11 protein-coding genes are annotated in these 18,387 nt (G+C 46.3%); 6 read left to right on the forward strand and 5 right to left on the reverse strand.

The features are described from left to right. Positions 1-297 precede the first annotated feature (297 nt). On the forward strand, positions 298-1,830 hold the full coding sequence (gene porM / locus AC1DV1_RS14090; RefSeq protein WP_477360180.1) for a type IX secretion system motor protein PorM/GldM: 1,533 nt from the start codon (positions 298-300) through the stop codon (positions 1,828-1,830). Positions 1,831-1,940: 110 nt separating this feature from the next. Here porM and AC1DV1_RS14095 read toward each other — a convergent pair whose 3' ends face one another. Together AC1DV1_RS14095 and AC1DV1_RS14100 are read right to left on the reverse strand one after the other, a co-directional pair. After that, on the reverse strand, positions 1,941-2,465 hold the full coding sequence (locus tag AC1DV1_RS14095; RefSeq protein ID WP_477360182.1) for a GNAT family N-acetyltransferase: 525 nt from the start codon (positions 2,463-2,465) through the stop codon (positions 1,941-1,943). Between the two features lie 3 nt (positions 2,466-2,468). Further along, a complete protein-coding gene (locus AC1DV1_RS14100) occupies positions 2,469-2,897 on the reverse strand; it encodes a MarR family winged helix-turn-helix transcriptional regulator (protein ID WP_477360184.1) in 429 nt (142 codons plus the stop codon). Between the two features lie 120 nt (positions 2,898-3,017). Here AC1DV1_RS14100 and AC1DV1_RS14105 point away from each other — a divergent pair, with 120 nt between their 5' ends. From AC1DV1_RS14105 to AC1DV1_RS14115, 3 genes are all read left to right on the forward strand, one after another. Further along, positions 3,018-4,358, forward strand: coding sequence for an FAD-binding protein (locus AC1DV1_RS14105; RefSeq protein ID WP_477360186.1), 1,341 nt, complete (start codon positions 3,018-3,020; stop codon positions 4,356-4,358). A 72-nt stretch (positions 4,359-4,430) separates the two neighbouring features. Beyond that, complete coding sequence (locus AC1DV1_RS14110; protein WP_477360188.1) at positions 4,431-7,286, forward strand: T9SS type B sorting domain-containing protein; 2,856 nt, start codon at positions 4,431-4,433, stop codon at positions 7,284-7,286. 108 nt (positions 7,287-7,394) lie between these two features. Next, positions 7,395-8,447 carry a cobalamin-independent methionine synthase II family protein gene (locus tag AC1DV1_RS14115; protein WP_477360190.1) on the forward strand — a complete coding sequence of 351 codons (1,053 nt, stop codon included), beginning with the start codon at positions 7,395-7,397 and terminating at the stop codon, positions 8,445-8,447. Positions 8,448-8,528: 81 nt separating this feature from the next. Here AC1DV1_RS14115 and AC1DV1_RS14120 read toward each other — a convergent pair whose 3' ends face one another. Then, a complete protein-coding gene (locus AC1DV1_RS14120) occupies positions 8,529-11,165 on the reverse strand; it encodes a GH116 family glycosyl hydrolase (protein ID WP_477360192.1) in 2,637 nt (878 codons plus the stop codon). A 334-nt stretch (positions 11,166-11,499) separates the two neighbouring features. Here AC1DV1_RS14120 and AC1DV1_RS14125 point away from each other — a divergent pair, with 334 nt between their 5' ends. Both AC1DV1_RS14125 and AC1DV1_RS14130 read left to right on the forward strand, forming a co-directional pair. After that, on the forward strand, positions 11,500-12,180 hold the full coding sequence (locus tag AC1DV1_RS14125; protein WP_477360194.1) for a GNAT family N-acetyltransferase: 681 nt from the start codon (positions 11,500-11,502) through the stop codon (positions 12,178-12,180). Between the two features lie 92 nt (positions 12,181-12,272). Further along, on the forward strand, positions 12,273-13,967 hold the full coding sequence (locus AC1DV1_RS14130) for a GH39 family glycosyl hydrolase (protein ID WP_477360196.1): 1,695 nt from the start codon (positions 12,273-12,275) through the stop codon (positions 13,965-13,967). A gap of 131 nt (positions 13,968-14,098) precedes the next feature. On the opposite strand, the gene AC1DV1_RS14135 is transcribed toward AC1DV1_RS14130, so the two are convergent. Next, complete coding sequence (locus tag AC1DV1_RS14135) at positions 14,099-15,052, reverse strand: ligand-gated ion channel (protein WP_477360198.1); 954 nt, start codon at positions 15,050-15,052, stop codon at positions 14,099-14,101. A 723-nt stretch (positions 15,053-15,775) separates the two neighbouring features. Next, positions 15,776-17,335, reverse strand: a complete 1,560-nt coding sequence (locus AC1DV1_RS14140) for a phage tail sheath family protein (protein WP_477360200.1) — start codon at positions 17,333-17,335, stop codon at positions 15,776-15,778. Positions 17,336-18,387: the final 1,052 nt, after the last annotated feature.

Here is an 18,387-nt window from a genome sequence, read left to right on the forward strand (position 1 = left end):
GGCGAAGACTCACCCGGCGAGGCTGCGCCCGCCACCCTCTCTTCACCTACGGTGGAAAGAGGGAATTGAACGGGGAATATCCTTACTGGAAGTAAACAAAAACGCTTTCAAGCCCCTCTTTCCGGCGAAGCCGAAGAGAGGGTGGCGGGCGCAGCCTCGCCGGGTGAGTCTTAACCAGCGTTCAAAACCGATAGTTCTCGTAATCCCAATACACTACGGGTAACAACATCCCACAAGATCTATACACCCGGCAACCCTATCAAAACAATTCATAAATCAAATTAAAACTTTAAAAAAATGGCTGCAGGAAAAGAAACCACCAGGCAAAAAATGATCAATATCATGTACCTGGTTTTATTGGCAATGCTGGGCCTGAATGTATCAGAAACCATACTTGACGCGTTTAAAACCATAAACGACAGCTTAACTGCTTCGGCGGCAAATGTGGGTAATTCGGTACAGCAATTATTCAGCACTTTTGAGCAAACCCGCCTTAAGGAATCGCCCGAAAGGGCCAAACCTGTATATGAAAAAGCAAAACAGGCAAGGGAAGCAACAACAGATCTGGATACTTACATCAGGGACATCAAAGCAGAACTTACGAATCAAAGCAACGGGTACGATCTTGTAACAGGCGATCTGAAACAGCGCGACAACCTTGATATCGGCTTTGATGTAATGATTAACAAAAAGCGGGCTACAGCGCTAAAGCAAAAAATTAATGATACCCGCGAAAGGTTGCTAACCTTGTTAGGGCCGCAGGATAGTAAAACGGTATCATTCAATCTTAATGCCGATGACCCGGTGAAACGAGGCCCCAGCCACCGCAATTGGGAAGAGCTGAACTTTGGCGAAGGCGTGCCCTTAACCGCTACGTTCACGATACTTTCCCGCATCCAGGCTGATAACAAAAATGCCGAATCGGAAGTGGTGAAAAAGATACTGGGCAAAATGGACCAGGCAGTAGTGAACCTGGATAAATTTGAGGCTGTGGCCGTGGCGCCAACATCGTACCTGATACAGGGGCAGCCTTACACCGCGCAGGTATTTTTAACTGCTTATGATTCACGCTCGACCCCGACCGTACAGGTTGGCGGCAGCCCCATATCAGTTAAAGATGGCCGGGGTGTGTACAATGTAAATACCAGCCGCGAAGGCGTATTTAACTGGAAAGGCACCATCAGCGTAAAACAAACGGATGGTACTATAAAAACCTATACCACGCCCGAGCAGCGTTACATTGTTTCAAGGCCATCGGCTGTGGTATCGCCCGATAAGATGAACGTATTTTATATTGGGGTGGATAACCCGGTATCGGTTTCTGTGCCGGGCATCCCCTCAAAAAGCATCAGGATAGGCATCTCCGGCGGCACGCTTAGTGGTTCCGAAGGCAAGTATGTGGCCAGGGTGACTACTCCGGGTACGGTTACCGTCTCGGTATCTGCAGAAATTGCGCCGGGTAAAGTGCAGGTATTAAGCCATACCCAGTTCAGGGCCAAACGCATTCCCGATCCCGTTGCAAAATTCTCGGGCCGTTCAGGCGGCAGCGTACCTACCGTGGCGCTAAAAGCTCAGAACGCTATTTTTGCTATGCTGGATAATTTTGATTTTGATGCCAGGTTCAAGATAACCCGGTTTAGCCTCATTATAGCCAACCCGCGCGAAACGGCATCGGTACAGGTTGGATCGGGCAATACGCTGAATGATTCCATGACAGCATCCCTTAACAGCATCAAGCCAGGCTCAAGGGTAATTTTTGATAATATTATAGCGGTTGGGCCCGATGGTTCACCAAGGCAACTGGCGCCGGTGGCACTCACGGCCAACTGATATTATATAGTTTCAGATATCAAACAATGTATAAGCCTTAAGCTTTGTGCATTCTGCTTTTGGCTTCTATAATATTGACTGCCCGATGCCATGGGTTCGGCATTGGGTAGTCAATATTTGTTGTTAAGTTTCAGGTCATACCGCCTTTCGGTAAGTTCCTTATCAAACCCGTTGGATACCTTTTCTTCGGTTAACCGGAAGCCATAGCGGGTATACAATGAAATAGCCGCATGCTGCTCGTTGGTTGTCCATAAGTATGATTTGTTTATCTGCGATTCCTGCATATAGTTTATAAACCCGTCCATCAGTTTTTTGCCCAGGCCAAGCCCCCGGTATTCGGGCCTGAAAATAAAATAACGCAGTTGTATACTATCGCCCCGGTTAACGCCAACCAGCACCCCTATCATTTGCTGCCCGTGCTCGCAAATCCATACCTTATCTTTACCGGCGTTATATTGGCTGGCAAAATCGGCCAGGCCTTGTAATACATAACGCTCAAAGTTAAGTCCGTAGCCACATTCCCGTGCATAAATATCTCCGTGCAGGTACGCTATGTAGCCTAGGTCGCCGGGTTGTAATACGGTCCGTATGTTAATATCACCGATGTTTAACGTTGCGCTTTTCTCGTTATTCATTGTTTATTTTAAAATAGTCATGATCTGTTGCATATGTGCCACCAGTTCCAGCTGCCCGGCAGCAGGCAAATCCTTTATCAGCTGGTTAATTTGCTTATCTGATGCCTGGTTAAGTTTGTCAAATTCGGCCATTCCTTTATCCGTAAGCGAAAGCATCATCGCCCTTGCATCATGTTCCGAAGGCTTACGGGCAATCAGTTTATCCTTTTCCAGCTTTTTTAATAACCGGCTTAAATAGCTTTTGTCGATGTACATGGCCGAGATGATTTGTGAGGCTTGCATGCTTTTGGCCGCATGAAGCTCGTATAGGATACGCGCCTCGGCCAGCGAGTAATCACTTTGCAGCAGGTGTTTATCCAACAAACCTATAATATCCGTATAAAAACGACTAAAGGCCCGAATTTGCTGAACTGGTGACGACTTTGTTTCCATATAAATAATGCAGTTACAAAAGCTAAGTTCACAAACATGGTTGACTTTGTCAACCATGTTTGTGATTAATTTTAATTTTTTATGGCAATTAAAATCCTACCTTGTATCAACCAATTAGTTATGAAAAGAAAAACTTTTATCCGTTTAGGCGGCACACTTATGGCTACACCTTTTTTATCTCCTGTTATCAGCCTGGCCGGCCAGGCACCTTTGCAAAACTGGGCGGGCAACCTTACTTACAGCACGGCTAATGTGCAGTATCCGGCTACATTGGCCGAGGTACAGCRGCTCATAAAAAAACACGGCAAGCTAAAAGCGCTGGGCACCCGGCACTGCTTCAACCGCATTGCCGATAGTAAGGACGACCTGCTGTCAACCAAAGAACTCAATAAAGTAATTTCTATTGATAAAAAAGCCATGACCGTCACTGTTGAAGGCGGCATAAAATATGGCGAACTGGCCCCCTATCTGCATAAACAAGGTTTTGCTTTACATAACCTGGCTTCACTGCCACATATATCTGTTGCAGGTTCAATCACCACGGCTACGCATGGCAGCGGTGTAAAAAACGGCAACCTCGCCAGCGCCGTAACAGCACTGGAAGTTGTTGTTGCCGATGGCAGTATAGTCCATTTTTCAAAAGCGGCCGACCCGGAAAAGTTTAACGCGGTAGTTGTTGGACTGGGCGCCATAGGTGTTATTACCAAAGTTACCCTGACCATCGAGCCCACTTACATGATGCGTCAGCGCGTATTTTTGAAACTGCCCATGGCACAGGTAAAGCAACATTTTGAAGCGATAGTATCTGCCGGTTACAGTGTAAGCCTGTTTACCGATTGGCAAAACGACTACGTAAACGAGGTTTGGATAAAAAGCCGCATGACCGAAAAAGACCATGACGGTCCCGAATTTTATGGTGCCAAAGCGGCCACCAAAAACCTGCACCCTATTTATGACCACCCCGCCGAAAGTTGCACCGACCAGTTAGGTGTACCCGGACCATGGTACGAGCGTTTGCCGCATTTTAAAATGGGGTTTACCCCAAGCAGCGGTAAAGAGCTACAGGCAGAATACTTTGTGCCGATAAAACATGCCGTAGCGGCCATCGAGGCGATAGCCAAATTGGGAAAGCAGGTTGGCCCGCATTTATTTATAACCGAGATACGCACCATAGCGGCAGATAGCCTGTGGATGAGCCCCTGCCATAATCAAACCTCGGTAACCATTCACTTTACCTGGAAACCCGAGACCGAAGCGGTTACCAAGCTACTCCCCGTTATTGAAAAGGCGCTGGCCCCTTTTAATGCCCGGCCACATTGGGGCAAAGTGTTTACGCTCGATCCGAAAGTGCTGGCCTCACGCTATGAAAAAATAGCCGATTTTAAAAAGGTGGTTGCCGAATATGACCCGCATGGTAAATTCAGAAATGCGTTTCTGGAGCATAATATTTATGGAGGATAGCAGCCAGGTGGGAAGAATGGCGTTTTAAATATTTTAATATTTATCTTATCTTTCTGCCTGTAAAGCCTTGTCATGTTCCGTTTGCGCTATTTGCTGCTATTTATCCTTATTGTCACTTTTTATAAAGCTCATGCTCAGCAGGATATGGACCTGCATCTGAGTAATACTTTTCTTCCCGGCAAAAATATTTTGAAGGTAAAAAGAGACTTCCTTGATCCTTACTTATGGGTTTTAGCTCAGGATCATGGTGTTTACCGTATAAACAGCATTACCGGGTCTATGGATGATTACAGCAGCCAATTTGCAAATTATCATAATTTTGATTTTGTTGACATTGCAAGCGATAGCAAGGATATCGTATTTGTTGCAACCAATTCAAATAATGTACTTAAATATACCAATAGCGGCATTGAAGTTATTGGCACATCAAAAGGTATAATTGGAAACGTAAATTCAATTGGCTTCGATTACGGGTTTAGTGAATTTAACCAAGGGCTAAGTAACGATGTATTGCTTATAGCCACAACTTATAGTCTTTATAACTACCTTATGAAAGATGGATCGGTAAAGCCCACGTCTATCGCTAATACCGACATGAGGGTTTTTGAAAGTACCTACCGATCTAAGATGATAAGCACCAATATAAACTACGGTACTTACCCCGACACAGTTAAATATTATCCGGTGGCAGAATTTACAGGATTTACCACATATGCGGGGTATATATGGCTTGAAGGAAATGAGTTTGGTAAAACGCTAAAATCGGCATACTATGGAAATGAATTAGATCCATATAACGGTTCTAATACGTTTTCTTATTCCGGCAATCAATTTTGGTCGACAGAGAATGGCTTGTTTCAAAACAGGTGGAATGGTTCGCATACCACCGCATATCCTCACAGGCATTACCTTAAAGGCATAAACATTAATAAAATCACTTCAATTTACGGTTTAGCAAACGTAAGGAATCTTACACGGGAAAACCTTTTGCTTGGCACTACACAGGGATTGTATTTTTCGAATTCGAACTATAAAGCATATGATAATTTTTTCGACTACTCCTTTTACCAATACAAAGAGTTGGGCAATAAAAGCATAAATGACGTTTGCGTTAATGCCACATCCTACGCCACGCCAATTTGCGAAGATGGCATTTGGGTTGCTGCTATTGACGGTCTCTATTTGTTAAAACCCGACTATGGCCCGTATTTAAACAAAACGCAACAGCTCCAAGCCATAAATTTTGATGGACACGATATTAGCGAAAACAAAATGGAGATTTGCGCCAATACATCAATTAACGCCGTGGTTAACAATTATACATATGGCGGCAATATCATACAATGGTATAAAGACGGAAAAGAATTGCCTGATGAAAGCAAAGCGACACTCATTATTAAAGATCCCGGCGAATATTACACCGTTTTATATGACCCCTGCTCCGCCCTGCATTTCGAATCAAATCATTTAACGGTGACCCAGGCAGCCGCCCCCGTATTCAGTTTTAATTATCCCGATGTATTAAACTACTGCGACGGCTCATCGGCGTTATTAAAAACCGACGACAAACCTAATTACCAATACCGCTGGTATAAGGATGGTATACTAAACGGCAATACAACAGCCCAGCTTGATAATATTACCGAAACCGGAAAATACAAAGTAGAAGTAAGCGCCTGTGCAGGTAATTGGGTAGCATCAAAAGAGGTACAGGTGAACTTTATTGCTATCCCAACGCCGGTTTTGACCACCGATAAAGCAGGTTACTGCGATGGCGACCAGGCTACACTATCGGCCAAAGTACCTATTGATGCCTCGGCTATTTTGAATTGGACAAGTTACCAGTACGCCTGGTATAAAGATGGCAGCCCTATAACCGGCAGCGCTGCATCAATAAATGTAAGCCAGCCGGGTAAATATAAAGTGGTGGTATCCGGTTGTTCGGGTTCAGTTTCGTCGGCCGAATTGCAGGTCGATTTCATTAAACTGGCAAAACCTGTTATCGCCGCAAGTAAGCCGGCATATTGCATTGGCGATATGGCCCAACTAACCGCAAATGTTAATATAGACCCATTTACTACGGTAAACTGGCTCAGGGACGGAAATATACTGCCCGACGAACAGGACAAAGCGAGCATCACAACCAATATAGGCGGCAACTATACGGTAACCGTTGCAAATGCCGGTTCCTGCAATATCGCATCGTCTGCATATAATTTAGGTTTTACCCCGCCGCCCACTGTTAGTATTCAACAAATTGTGAATACCACTTTATGCGATGGCCAAATAGTTGATCTTAAAGCAAGCTATTCAAGCGGCACCGTCAGTTGGAGCACCGGCGCTACATCCGACAAAATAAGCATCCAGCACTCCGGCACATTCAAAGCTACGGTTACAACAACGGCGGGTTGTACGGTTGATGAATCTGCTACGGTGCAATATTTTCCAAACCCAACGTTAAACATGCCATCGGCTACGCTTTGCCAGTATACCAATGAAAGCATTACGCTTACAGCCCCCGCAGGTTTTGCCAAATACGAGTGGAACGGGCAGCTTGGCGCCAATACATTTACAACCAATAAATTAGGAACAGTTGATTTAATAGTAACTGATAACAACGGGTGCCAGGCATCACAAACTATTACCATAAGCAGCCACTGCGATGATATCCATATACCAAATGCATTTAGCCCCAACGGCGATGGCCATAATGATACCTGGGTAATAGCAGGCCTGGAGGGCGACCCAACCACAACTGTGAGGGTTTATAACCGCCTGGGCAGTATGGTATTTCAATCGCAAGGCTATACTACCCCCTGGAATGGTGCCTATAACGGCAGTAAGCTGCCAGCAGCAGTGTACTATTACGTCATCAGCACAAAAGGCGCAAAGCAGGTGCTTAGCGGCTCAGTAACTATATTTAATTAGGTTATTAAAAGCATCTGGCAAGTTATTATAATAATTACCAGGCAATATTTTTTATTCCATATAAAATTGCGGTAGATTTATGTAATCTATAAACCCAATTTAAAGTCTATGAAAATCCAAACTGAACCTATCGGGAGCATTCCGAGGTCACCTGAGCTTGTAACGGCTATTACCACGCAAGCCAATGCCGATCAACTTAATAAACTCTATGCAGCTGCAATTGCCGACACGGTAAAAGAGTTTGAAGAAACCGGCTCACCCGTTATTACCGATGGAGAGCAAACCAAATCGAGCTTTGTTACCTACCCACTGGAAGGTTTAACCAACCTAACATCCGAAGGCATGACCATCAATTTTGAGGATGGTCACTCGCGCCGGTTGCCATTGCTTACCAAGGGGCCTTTCATGTACGGTAATTATGCATCAAAATATCTTGCAGCCGCTCAAAAATTAACCAGCCTGCCCGTTAAGCAGGCCATCATATCGGCATCCGCGCTTAGCTTAATTTACCCACTAGATGGCATCGAAGGCTATCCGCAAGCTGAATTTATTGCCGACCTGTTAAATGAATGCGAAAAAGACATCAGGCTTTGCCTGGAGCAGGGCGCATATAAGGTACAAATGGACTTTACCGAAGGACGGTTATCGTTAAAACTCGATTCATCCGGCGGTGTATTGAAACACTTCATTGGCCTTAACAACCAGGTTTTTGATCGTTTTACCGCTGAAGAACAGCAAAAATTGGGCGTACACGTTTGCCCCGGCGGCGACCACGACTCGACCCATAGCGCGGATATTGATTACGCCGATTTTTTACCCGATTTATTTGAACTGCACGTAGGTAGTTTTTATTTGCAACTGGCCAGCGAACCCGACAGGGTAAAAGTTTTGAAGATCATTAAACAATATCTTAAGCCCAATCAGAAAGTATTTATTGGCGTAATAGATGTACTTAACCCCGTAATAGAAACCGCAGAAGAAGTGCGCGACAGGGTACTTGAAGCGGCAGTGTTTATTAACACAAACCAGTTGGGCACCACCGACGATTGCGGCTTCTCGCCATTTTGCGACGATGTATCCACAACCCGCGAAACCGCCTTTGCGAAAATAAAAGCCAGGATTGAGGGCACGAAACTGGCGGAGGTGGAATTGACGGCGTAAAGATCATGATAATGCCAGACTTGCGAAGTTTTAGAAACTTCGCAAGTCTTTTAAGGGAGCATTTTTACTTCACAAATGCCGTCACCCCATCACCACTTCCCTCCCACTCACCATCGCCTTTTTCACATCAATGCTGCCGTAAACAACATTTAACGATGGCCTGCCTGCCTTTAGCGTTACCGTACCAAAACCTGTTGCTGTTGATAGAAAACTTGTAAAATCGCCAATTTTTGAATCGATATGTAATACGCCGGTAACCGCGTCGAACCTTACGCCGGTGAGTGCCTGCAGGTAGCCATAGCTTGATAAGGCGCGGGCATACCAGTGGCCGCATTCGTACTCGTTAAAGGGATTGCGCACTTTGCCATCATAGCGGTTGCGTGACGCACGCAGCACGTTTAAACCCTCCGCCACATTGCCGGTGAGCATTAAGTGCGATGCCACCTGGTGTTCAATACCCGTCCAAACTTCGTCGCTGTATACAAACGGCAACGATAGCTTGCCACCTTTGGGCCAGGTGCAAAGCAGCAGGCCGGCCTCATTACCCAATGCAAATGATGGGCGTTGCGGGTTGGCATGTTCGCTCAGGTCGGTTTTAAAATTGTACTTGTATACCGATTGCAGGTGGCTGTTTATTCTTTTGCTGTCGATAACATCCTCCAATCCACACATGCGGCCTATCCAGGCGCCAAGTACGCCGTCGCTCAGGCAACCCTTGCCATATTGGTATTTGGGGCCTTCGGTATGCAGCAATGCTTCGGCCTCTTTTGAGTATTCGCCGCCGTATGATTTTTCTTTGGATGGATCTTTGGCGTTAAGGCTGGTATAGTTAATTTCCTGTATAAAAAACTCGCCGTTGTAAAGCGCGTTTTCTATCATCGCCTTGCCTTTGGCCTGCAAATCGCGGTAAATCCCAACATCCTGTTTTAAAAACCTGCCCATGGTTATAAAGCTTTGCAGCGCGCCAAGGTAAAAGCTGGTATGCATGCCGTCGGCTCCCCAAAACTCAATATCGTAAGTATTATGATGCGGTTCTTCTATCACGCCTTTGTGGCGCGGGTCCCAGGTTTTGATGCAGTAATCCATACTCACTTTTACCATGGGGAATATTTTTTTAAGCCAATCGTTATCGCCGCTGATGCGCCAGTCGCGGTAAACCTTCATGATGCCCCCAAGCTGCCCGTCGGCAGCCGAATGAAAATCGTGCGTTACCGGGTTTATCGGCAGGTTGGCCCTAAAAGTTTGATGGCCGTCTTCGGCCTGGTCTTCGCAAAACTCGGTTGCCCGCAGGCTGCGTTCCAGCGCGGGGAACAAATGCGGAATGGCCTGGGCATAATTCCAAACATGGGTACATGAACCATGGCAACAGCCCGAGTCGTCGCCGCAGCCCTCAAAGTTCCACAGGCGGCCATCGTACTGCCTCATTACAGTTGGCGATTTTAAAATAGAAAGGTTACAGGCTACCGCTTCAATAACTTCGGGCGGTAGCGTGCTGGCATAAAACGCCTTTGTAAACAACCGCGACTTTGCTTTTAAGTCGTTATAATTTTGCCGCCAGTAATTGCTTACGCTATCAATATTTTCAAAACGGCTGCTATACCAGGGCTTATAAAATTTACCACCAAAATCCTTGTCGTACTTATCCAAACCAATATCTGCCGGCGAATTGCAGCAGCCCGAAGCCGGATCGCAGCCCTCTTTCTTTTTACCCGGAGTGCCAAACGTTAACCGGGTTTCGGGCGAGTACCAGGCCAGCATCACCTTTATTGTTTTTTGTTTGCCGGGTGCTACATCAAAAGGCACGTAAAGGCTGGCGCCGGGGGCATTGGCAGGCACAGCAGGATTATCAACCACGCGGCCATCTTTTATAGCGTTCCAGGCCATGGTAAACGGATCCCACCAGCCACCCCTGAACCAGCAATGATCAACAACCGTATGGTCATCATCGGTAAATGCCGTAAAATCTAAAGGAAAACTGGTTTCGCCGTTGCCGGTAGCTGTAGCGGTAAATCCGTTTTTTGCAGGCAGTACCGCGTCCTTTCCTTTTGCGTCGCCCCAAAAATTGCGGGCGTTAAAGCTAAACACCGCGCTAACTTTAGATGTGCCGGTATTGGCAAATTGATATTCAATGGCCCCAACAGGGAGGCTCGAGTTGTCGTCATCAGTAGGGATAAATGGGCTCCACCCGCTAATACCAACAGATAAAGGGATATCCTGGTCGATAAGTTTAATATGGCAAAACGGAAATTCGGTTTTAAACTCGGCGGCACGAAAACGCGGCAAGCCAGTAGTTGAACCGGTAAGGCCATTGCCCGCATCACGGAGGCCAAACTTTTTCCAATCGGGTACCGGGCCTTCCAAAAGCTTCGCTCCCCTGGCAACACCCTTTACGTGAATGGCGGCAAATATACCTGGCTCATTAAAAATATCAGGCTTATTGCGTATGGATACATGCGAAACAGCACCTGTACCCTCCAAACAAAACATACCTGCGCCCATACCGCCTATGGGGAAAGCAACCCGGTTTAAATGATCGCCGGTGTAGGCTGTATTGTACGCCCGCTTTAGTGGTTTGCCCGAAATATCGTTGATATCCTCAGCGGGTTCGCCCAACGCTTTGGCATCTGCAATACTGATAACAGCAGCCGGCATCATGGCCATAGCTCCGCCAACACCCACCTTTTTTAAAAAGCTTCTGCGACCTTTTTTATCTTCCATTATGCTGATCCCCGGTTTATATGGAAATGAATACCAACTTATCATTATTTATTGATAAATCATAATGTTGCTAATGTTGTATATTTCGTTGAAAAAATGCGTTATGATTCCGGTAATCAACGCCTCCGTTCATGAAAACAAAAAAATCATCCGCTGTGGCTCACATCTGCCGGTAAAGACGTCGGCATACGTGCGTCCGCTATTTTAGTGAAGACGCCGGGTTTTCCGTTGCAATAACAAATGCCCTAACTTTCACGCTCCCATAATCATACCGCAAATGACATTGTAGCTATTTATCACATCGATAAAAAAGCCAATCATTACATTTGTAATCATGGAACACCCTCTTGATAATCCCGCCTGGAATGCATCTGTAACAGGTAATCAAAACCTTGCAGAAGGTACGGCTACAGTTAAATGCTTTTTGCCCGACGTATCTCCTTTTGCCGGAATGATACAAAACACACCCGAAAATTTCGCCGCCCTTTATAATATTGTTCAACCCAAACGCACTATAGCGGTTTTTAGCCCCGGAGACATCGAAATACCCGAACCGTGGAAAGTAGTAAATCCTATGAAATGCCTGCAAATGGTTTATGAAAACCCTGCGCCACCAGCTATTACCGATATTGCCTTTACACCGTTAACTGATGAGCATATCCCAGCTATGCTGGCACTCACCAAACTAACAAATCCCGGCCCCTTTTTTAACCGGACTATCGATTTTGGCAGCTACTTTGGCATTTTTATTGGCGATGAATTGGTGGCTATGGCGGGGCGCAGGTTGCAGCCTTTGCCCTATATGGAGGTAAGCGCTGTTTGCAATCACCCCGATCACCAGGGGAAGGGTTACGCCAGCCGCCTTATTATGCACCAGTTACGTCTGATTATAGAAGCAGGCGGAATTCCGTTTTTACATGTGTTGCAAAGCAATATCAATGCAATTAAAGTATATCAAAAATTGGGTTTTACAAGCCGTAAAGCCATGAATATCTGCGCGATAGCTAAAATTTAATCAACGTAAAACTTTTGCTAATTAAGTGTGAAAATTACAAGTAATGTGCTATGTTTGTTGTTATTCCCGCTAATAAACCAAACATCCAGGCCATGAGTATCAAAACAGGATTTGCGCTTTTAAGCTTACTTACATTGCTGCTAAAAAGCCAGTGCATTTACGCACAGCAGCAAACCGCCACTATTAACATAGATTTAAATGCCGAAACCGGCGACATGAGCCCCATTTGGGCGTGGTTTGGGCACGATGAGCCCAACTACACCTACATGAAAGATGGCCGTAAACTGCTTGCCCACCTGGCCGCTTTAAGCCCCACACCGGTACACATGCGGGTACATAACCTGCTTACCACCGGCGATGGCGAAGCAGCCCTCAAGTGGGGATCGACCAATGCATATACCGAAGATACCAACGGGAAGCCCGTTTACAACTGGCACCTGGTTGATAGCATATTTGATACTTATATTAAACTGGGCATGAAACCCTACGCCCAGATAGGCTTTATGCCCCAGGCCCTATCTACCCATCCCGAGCCTTACCGCCATCACTGGAAACCCGGCGACGACTATAATGACATTTACACCGGCTGGGCCTATCCGCCTAAAGATTACAACAAATGGGAAGAACTGATATACCAGTGGGTAAAACACTCGGTTGCCCGTTATGGCAAAAAAGAAGTAGAAAGCTGGTACTGGGAAGTATGGAACGAGCCCAACATAAGCTATTGGAAAGGCACCATGCCCGAGTTTTTTAAGATGTATGATTACGCGGCCCAGGGCCTGCGCAGGGCCTTAGCTACCGCCAAAATTGGTGGTCCCGAAATAGCAGGCGGATCGAGCCAGGGTGGGATGAGGTTTTTGAGGGCATTTATTGAACATTGCCTTACCGGCACCAACTATGCCACCGGTAAAACAGGCTCGCCGCTTGATGTTATTTCCTTTCATGCCAAGGGGCAGCCTACATTGGTTAATGGCCATGTACGCATGAATATGGCGCCACAAATGCGCGATATCCGCGAAGGTTTTAAAATAGTGGCATCGTACCCGCAAACCAAAAACATCCCCATCGTTATCGGCGAATCTGACCCGGAAGGCTGTGCGGCCTGTGGTATGGCCACAAATCCATCCAACGCTTACCGCAACGGCACCATGTATTCCAGCTATACGGCGGCTTCCTTTGCACGCAAGTACTTACTGGCCGATTCGTTGGGGGTAAACTTTATGGGGGCGGTATCCTGGTCGTTTGAGTTTGAAAATCAGCCCTGGTTTTATGGGTTCAGGGATTTGGCTACCAACGGGGTTGATAAGCCGGTGCTTAACGTATTCCGGATGTTTGGGATGATGCAGGGCAAACGGCTTAAGGTTAACGCCAGCCAGATGTACCCGCTTACCGCCGTTACCGACTCGGGCATGCGGGGCAGCCACACCGATATTGGCGCGCTGGCGGCCAAAGGCAAAAAACAGGCAACCGTAATGGTATGGAATTATCACGACGATGATATCCAGGCCCCAGGTCAGCCGGTGACAGTAACGCTCAGCAACCTGCCCGCAGGCGTTGCAACCCTTGTACAATATCAAATTGATAACCAGCACAGTAACTCCTACGAGGTATGGAAAAAAATGGGATCGCCGCAAAACCCTACGCCCAACCAGGTGAAACAACTGGAGCAGGCCGGGCAACTGCAAACTGTTGGCAAGCCCCTAAAATTGCAGGTTAAAGCCGGCCTTTTAAATACCACTATCGCCCTGCCCCGGCAAGGCGTAGCATTGTTGAAGTTAACCTGGTAGTAAGTTTTGAGTGCTGCGTTTTGAGTTCTGAGTCTTGAGTCTGAAGCACTGAATTTTAAGTATTAAGTTCTAAGTCTAAAAAGCCTTCTTAACTCAAAACTCAGCACTCAAAACTTAAAACTAACTGATAATCAATTAACAGCGCCGTATATAAACCAGCCATTCAGTAGCAGGTAAACCGCCAGCAGCACCTGTGCGCATATAAAATCAAAGCGTTTGGCTTTGGCCTCCTGTTCTTTTTTAATCAGCCGTAACGAGTACGCGGTGCATATAATAATGCAGAGTATAAAAAACAGCGTTGTGCCATGCAGCGTATCCACCAGCGTAAAGGTGGTCGACTCGGGCAGGGCCGAATCGATGATATACTTGTTGCCAATCACCGCGAATAAAGCGCCCACGCTCAACCCAAACCGCGAATCTATACTGTCGGTATGGATGTAAAAGCACATGTACGCTATCAGGAAGGCAACATACATGCCCAGGAACATCTTCCAAAACAAGCCCATCGCGTCGCGGGCTATCTTCAGGGTAACCTTAAAGTTGCTGTATTCGGTATGGGGTTTGGCCAGTGTGGAATCGCCAAAGCCGGTTTCGTATTTCTTGATGCCGGCGGCTATGCCCAGGCTGTCAACACGCCAGCCGCGCAGGGTAAAGCGGGGGTCGAAGTGTTTGCCCAGGGTATCGGGTACAAACACCAATGAGTGCGAATCAAACTGCGAATTCTCTATCGAAAAGCGCAATTTCTGCTTATCAAAAGGGAAATTATTAATGGCCCAGGAATCCTTCATTACGCATTGCAGCTTCATAAGCAGGTACACCTTGCTACCTGACGAATCGATGGTAGAAAACGATTTAGTAACCGTTTTGGCCTGCGGCACCTCCAGGTTTTGCACAAAATCAAACTTGCGGTTTTTGTACTTCAGCCATAGCCAAAGGTCAATGGTGTATTCCTTATCCTTAAAATTAATATCGTGGATGCTGGTAATATACACCCCCGTTTTCACCGTATCGGCACCGGGTTGTGCCGCCCGGGCAGCAGCCGACGCCAGCAGGAGCATCAGCGCCAAAATAAGTTTGTTTTTCAATGGCAATAGTTAAAATGGTTGTTGTGCTAATATAACAAAATCGCCGGGCAATACCGGCGTTGACTCCAAAAACGCAAAAATTGCTATGAATTTAACCTTAAACAATATATATCCAAAAACAGGATACAAATCCTATACTAATGGTGCAAAAAAGCACACAAAAACATCAAAAATTCATACAAATGTTATACAAATAGTATACAAATTCACACAGGTAATTTTCTTAAAAAAAGGTTGTTTTTTGGCGCGTTTTTAATTGTTATTTTCACACTTAAAGAACAAAAAAGCGCAAAATAACGCTACTTTTTATCCCACCGTCGGCACACCCGGGTTACACCAAATTTGCATCGGTTAGGCACCATATTTTCAACATGGAAAAAATCACATGGGCGTTTCCCCGTTGGTAGAAACTGGGCCGGGCTGTGCGCTCATACTGCACCGRCATTAAGCTCGGGCCGGTATCCGCTGCCATCCCTAACGCGGGCTACAGGGTACCTAATTTTATGTGATTGCCATCGACACGTCCTGAAAAAATGTTGATGATATGTCTACTTCAGAGCTTCACAACTAATATGTCATTATAAGCGTAGCCTGGCAATCGCGAACTGTGTAAATCCACCATAAGCTATATTGCTAAAATGGTTTAGCAAAGGTTTTTTTTACCGGTTAATAAAGCACCATATCAAAGTCCATTATGCTAAAATGGTTTAGCATGGGCATTTACTACGATTGCTGCATTTGTTGCTGGAATGTGATTATGATGAACTCCGCAGGGCGAACGATGGCCAACTTTACGTTGATTAACATCCTGCCTTCCAGGATATCATCACCAGTCATTGTACTGCCCAGGCCAACCTGTACAGAAAACGCCTGTTCGGGTACTGCTCCTGCGAGGGCTCCCTGTTTCCACAAATTAACCAGGAAGTTATCCATCATGCTTTTTACGGTAATCCAGGTATTGGGATCGTTGGGTTCGAAAACGAAGGCCCTCGCTGCCAGTTTAAGCGATTGTTCGATCATGATCAGCGTGCGCCTTACGTTAATATACTTCCAATCGGTGCTGTTGCCGTCCAGCGTCCGGCCGCCCCATACAAGGGTGCCGATACCCGGAAACGCACGTATCACGTTGATTGATTTGCCGGCGTTCACATCTATGTTCAGGCTTTGCTGCTCTTCGTCCGACACATCTACCGAGGGCGCGTTCACCATACTTACCGAAACGTTGGCAGGCGCCTTCCATACACCCCTGCTGGTATCAACCATGGTATAAATACCAGCCATTGCCCCGGCCGGTGGTAATTCATTCATGCTTTCCCTTATTGTTTCCAGAATGTAAACATAAGTAGGACTGACAGCTTTAAGCGCCTGGTGATAGTTTCTCTTGAAGTTATCGATATCCGCCCTCTTTTTGGCTATTTCGGCAGCATCGGTTAGCCCGGCAAGTGCTTTGTCAAAGTCGCCAATGGTTAATTTATATTTTTTAATTACCTCCTGTGCCACTGGTTCGGGCAATGTAGTTTCCAGATCGACGGAATCATCCAGATTTTCAAAATCAACCTCTTCCGACTGTACGATAGCGGCTTTTAGCCATGGGTAATATACCGCTCCATAATTCAGCGCATCATTGCCTATTTTGTTACGGAAGGATTCTACAATATCTGCCGTGTTATCACCTGCTTGTTGTTTAACCAGGTCGAAGATGGCAAAGCGGCTTTGCATCATTTTGCAATGCTGTAGTATTGCAGTGTATACCTGGGTGTAGCAGTCCTCGCCCAATGCAATGGCGTCAGGGGCTATAATCAGCGTAGGCTCGGATTCACGCTCCAAAAGCTGTAGCGGACTATCCGGCTTCTCTCCGGAGCCGATAAAATCGGCGGCCGCTATTTTAAAACCACCAGGCTTATCGCCGTAAGTCCCTACAGCAAGGATGTAGCATGGACCGCCGCCGTTGGCAAAAAACAAGCGTATGCTGTTGTAAAGATAAGCGGTGTTGTTATCATTAATTTTTAACTCCCTTGCGTTGCCGGCCACCACGAATGCCGCTGACTTCGGTTTAGCATCGGCAATGGCGAACCTGGATTTAAACCCGCCGCCAAACCGCTCCTGGTATTCGGCGAGTGATGTGATCCGGGTTGCTTTATGAAGCAGTGAGTTGCCATTGTACGTTGCAATTTCGGTGTACCCTATAAATACCGGTACCGCGGTTTCTACGGCTACTGCCGAATTGGGAAACGCGTTTTGTTCTTCAATGTATACGCCGGGGGTCATGTAAGGTGCTGCCATAGTGTAAGGTTAAGGTTTATTAAATGAATATTGCTGAATAATCTTTTTTGTTATCCATATCGTTGTGTAAATATAAAATATACATAATTGCGGGTGACCACCAGCTTAGGCTGGAAAAAACAGTTATGACATGGTTGCAAATGGAACTCTTGTGGACGCCATAGTATTTTGTGGATCCCTTTAAAAAAGCGGCGGAAATGCGCCATTCCCCTCTCGAGAGGGCCGGAGGGGTGTTGCTGACGATTTTGGGACCACGATTCCCTTTCGTATACCGAACTTGCTTTTTCCCAGTTCCCTCCCATCGGGAGGGGCGCGATAGCAATGCGGGCTAAGGCAGGGAGGGGTTAATGAACTATTTGCTTTCGGGGAACGATTTAGCAAAACAAACACTATGTCATTACGCCAGCAACATCCGCCCTGCTTCATGTGTTGTTGATTACGAAATTACTTTGTAGAAACTACTACATCGGCCCGCTCAATTGCCGCGGGAGGGCTGTTACTTTTGTCTTGAAACAAAAGTAACCAAAAATTCAAGTCACCAGAAATGCTTCTTTGCGCTCCTGGCCTTTGCCCTGCAAAACGGGCAAAACCTGGGCTGGAATTATTTTGCCCCGGGGCACCTTCCCCTCCGCGCATGCAAAAACTTCCTATGCCCTGCAGCCGCACAGCCCCGCATTGTTTTGCCCGTTTTCGCCCGAAGCTGTTCTGCTGACAATTTTGGGGATCACGAGAGTCTTTGTAAATAAATACATTGAACATAAACTACTTAACCACATACGAAGCGACACTTATCTTCGCACAGGTTATTAAGGTGGTGTATCTGTCTTTCAAAAAGAAGGCTATCGTGTTAAAATGTTTTAGCGAAGGCGTTGTATGTCGGGCTTTGCGTAGGCAGCCTGTGCTTCACGATAGGTTTCGGCTATAAAGTCACAGGTGACGTAATCCGCGGGTAGCCACGCAACATTTGAGCTGAGATAGGAGAAGGACCTGCGGTAACTGGGAAGTGAAGGTTATTATTGTGGTTTTACTTTATTTAGTCGAAAATGATTATT

The organism is Mucilaginibacter sp. P4_D1 (assembly GCF_056401935.1).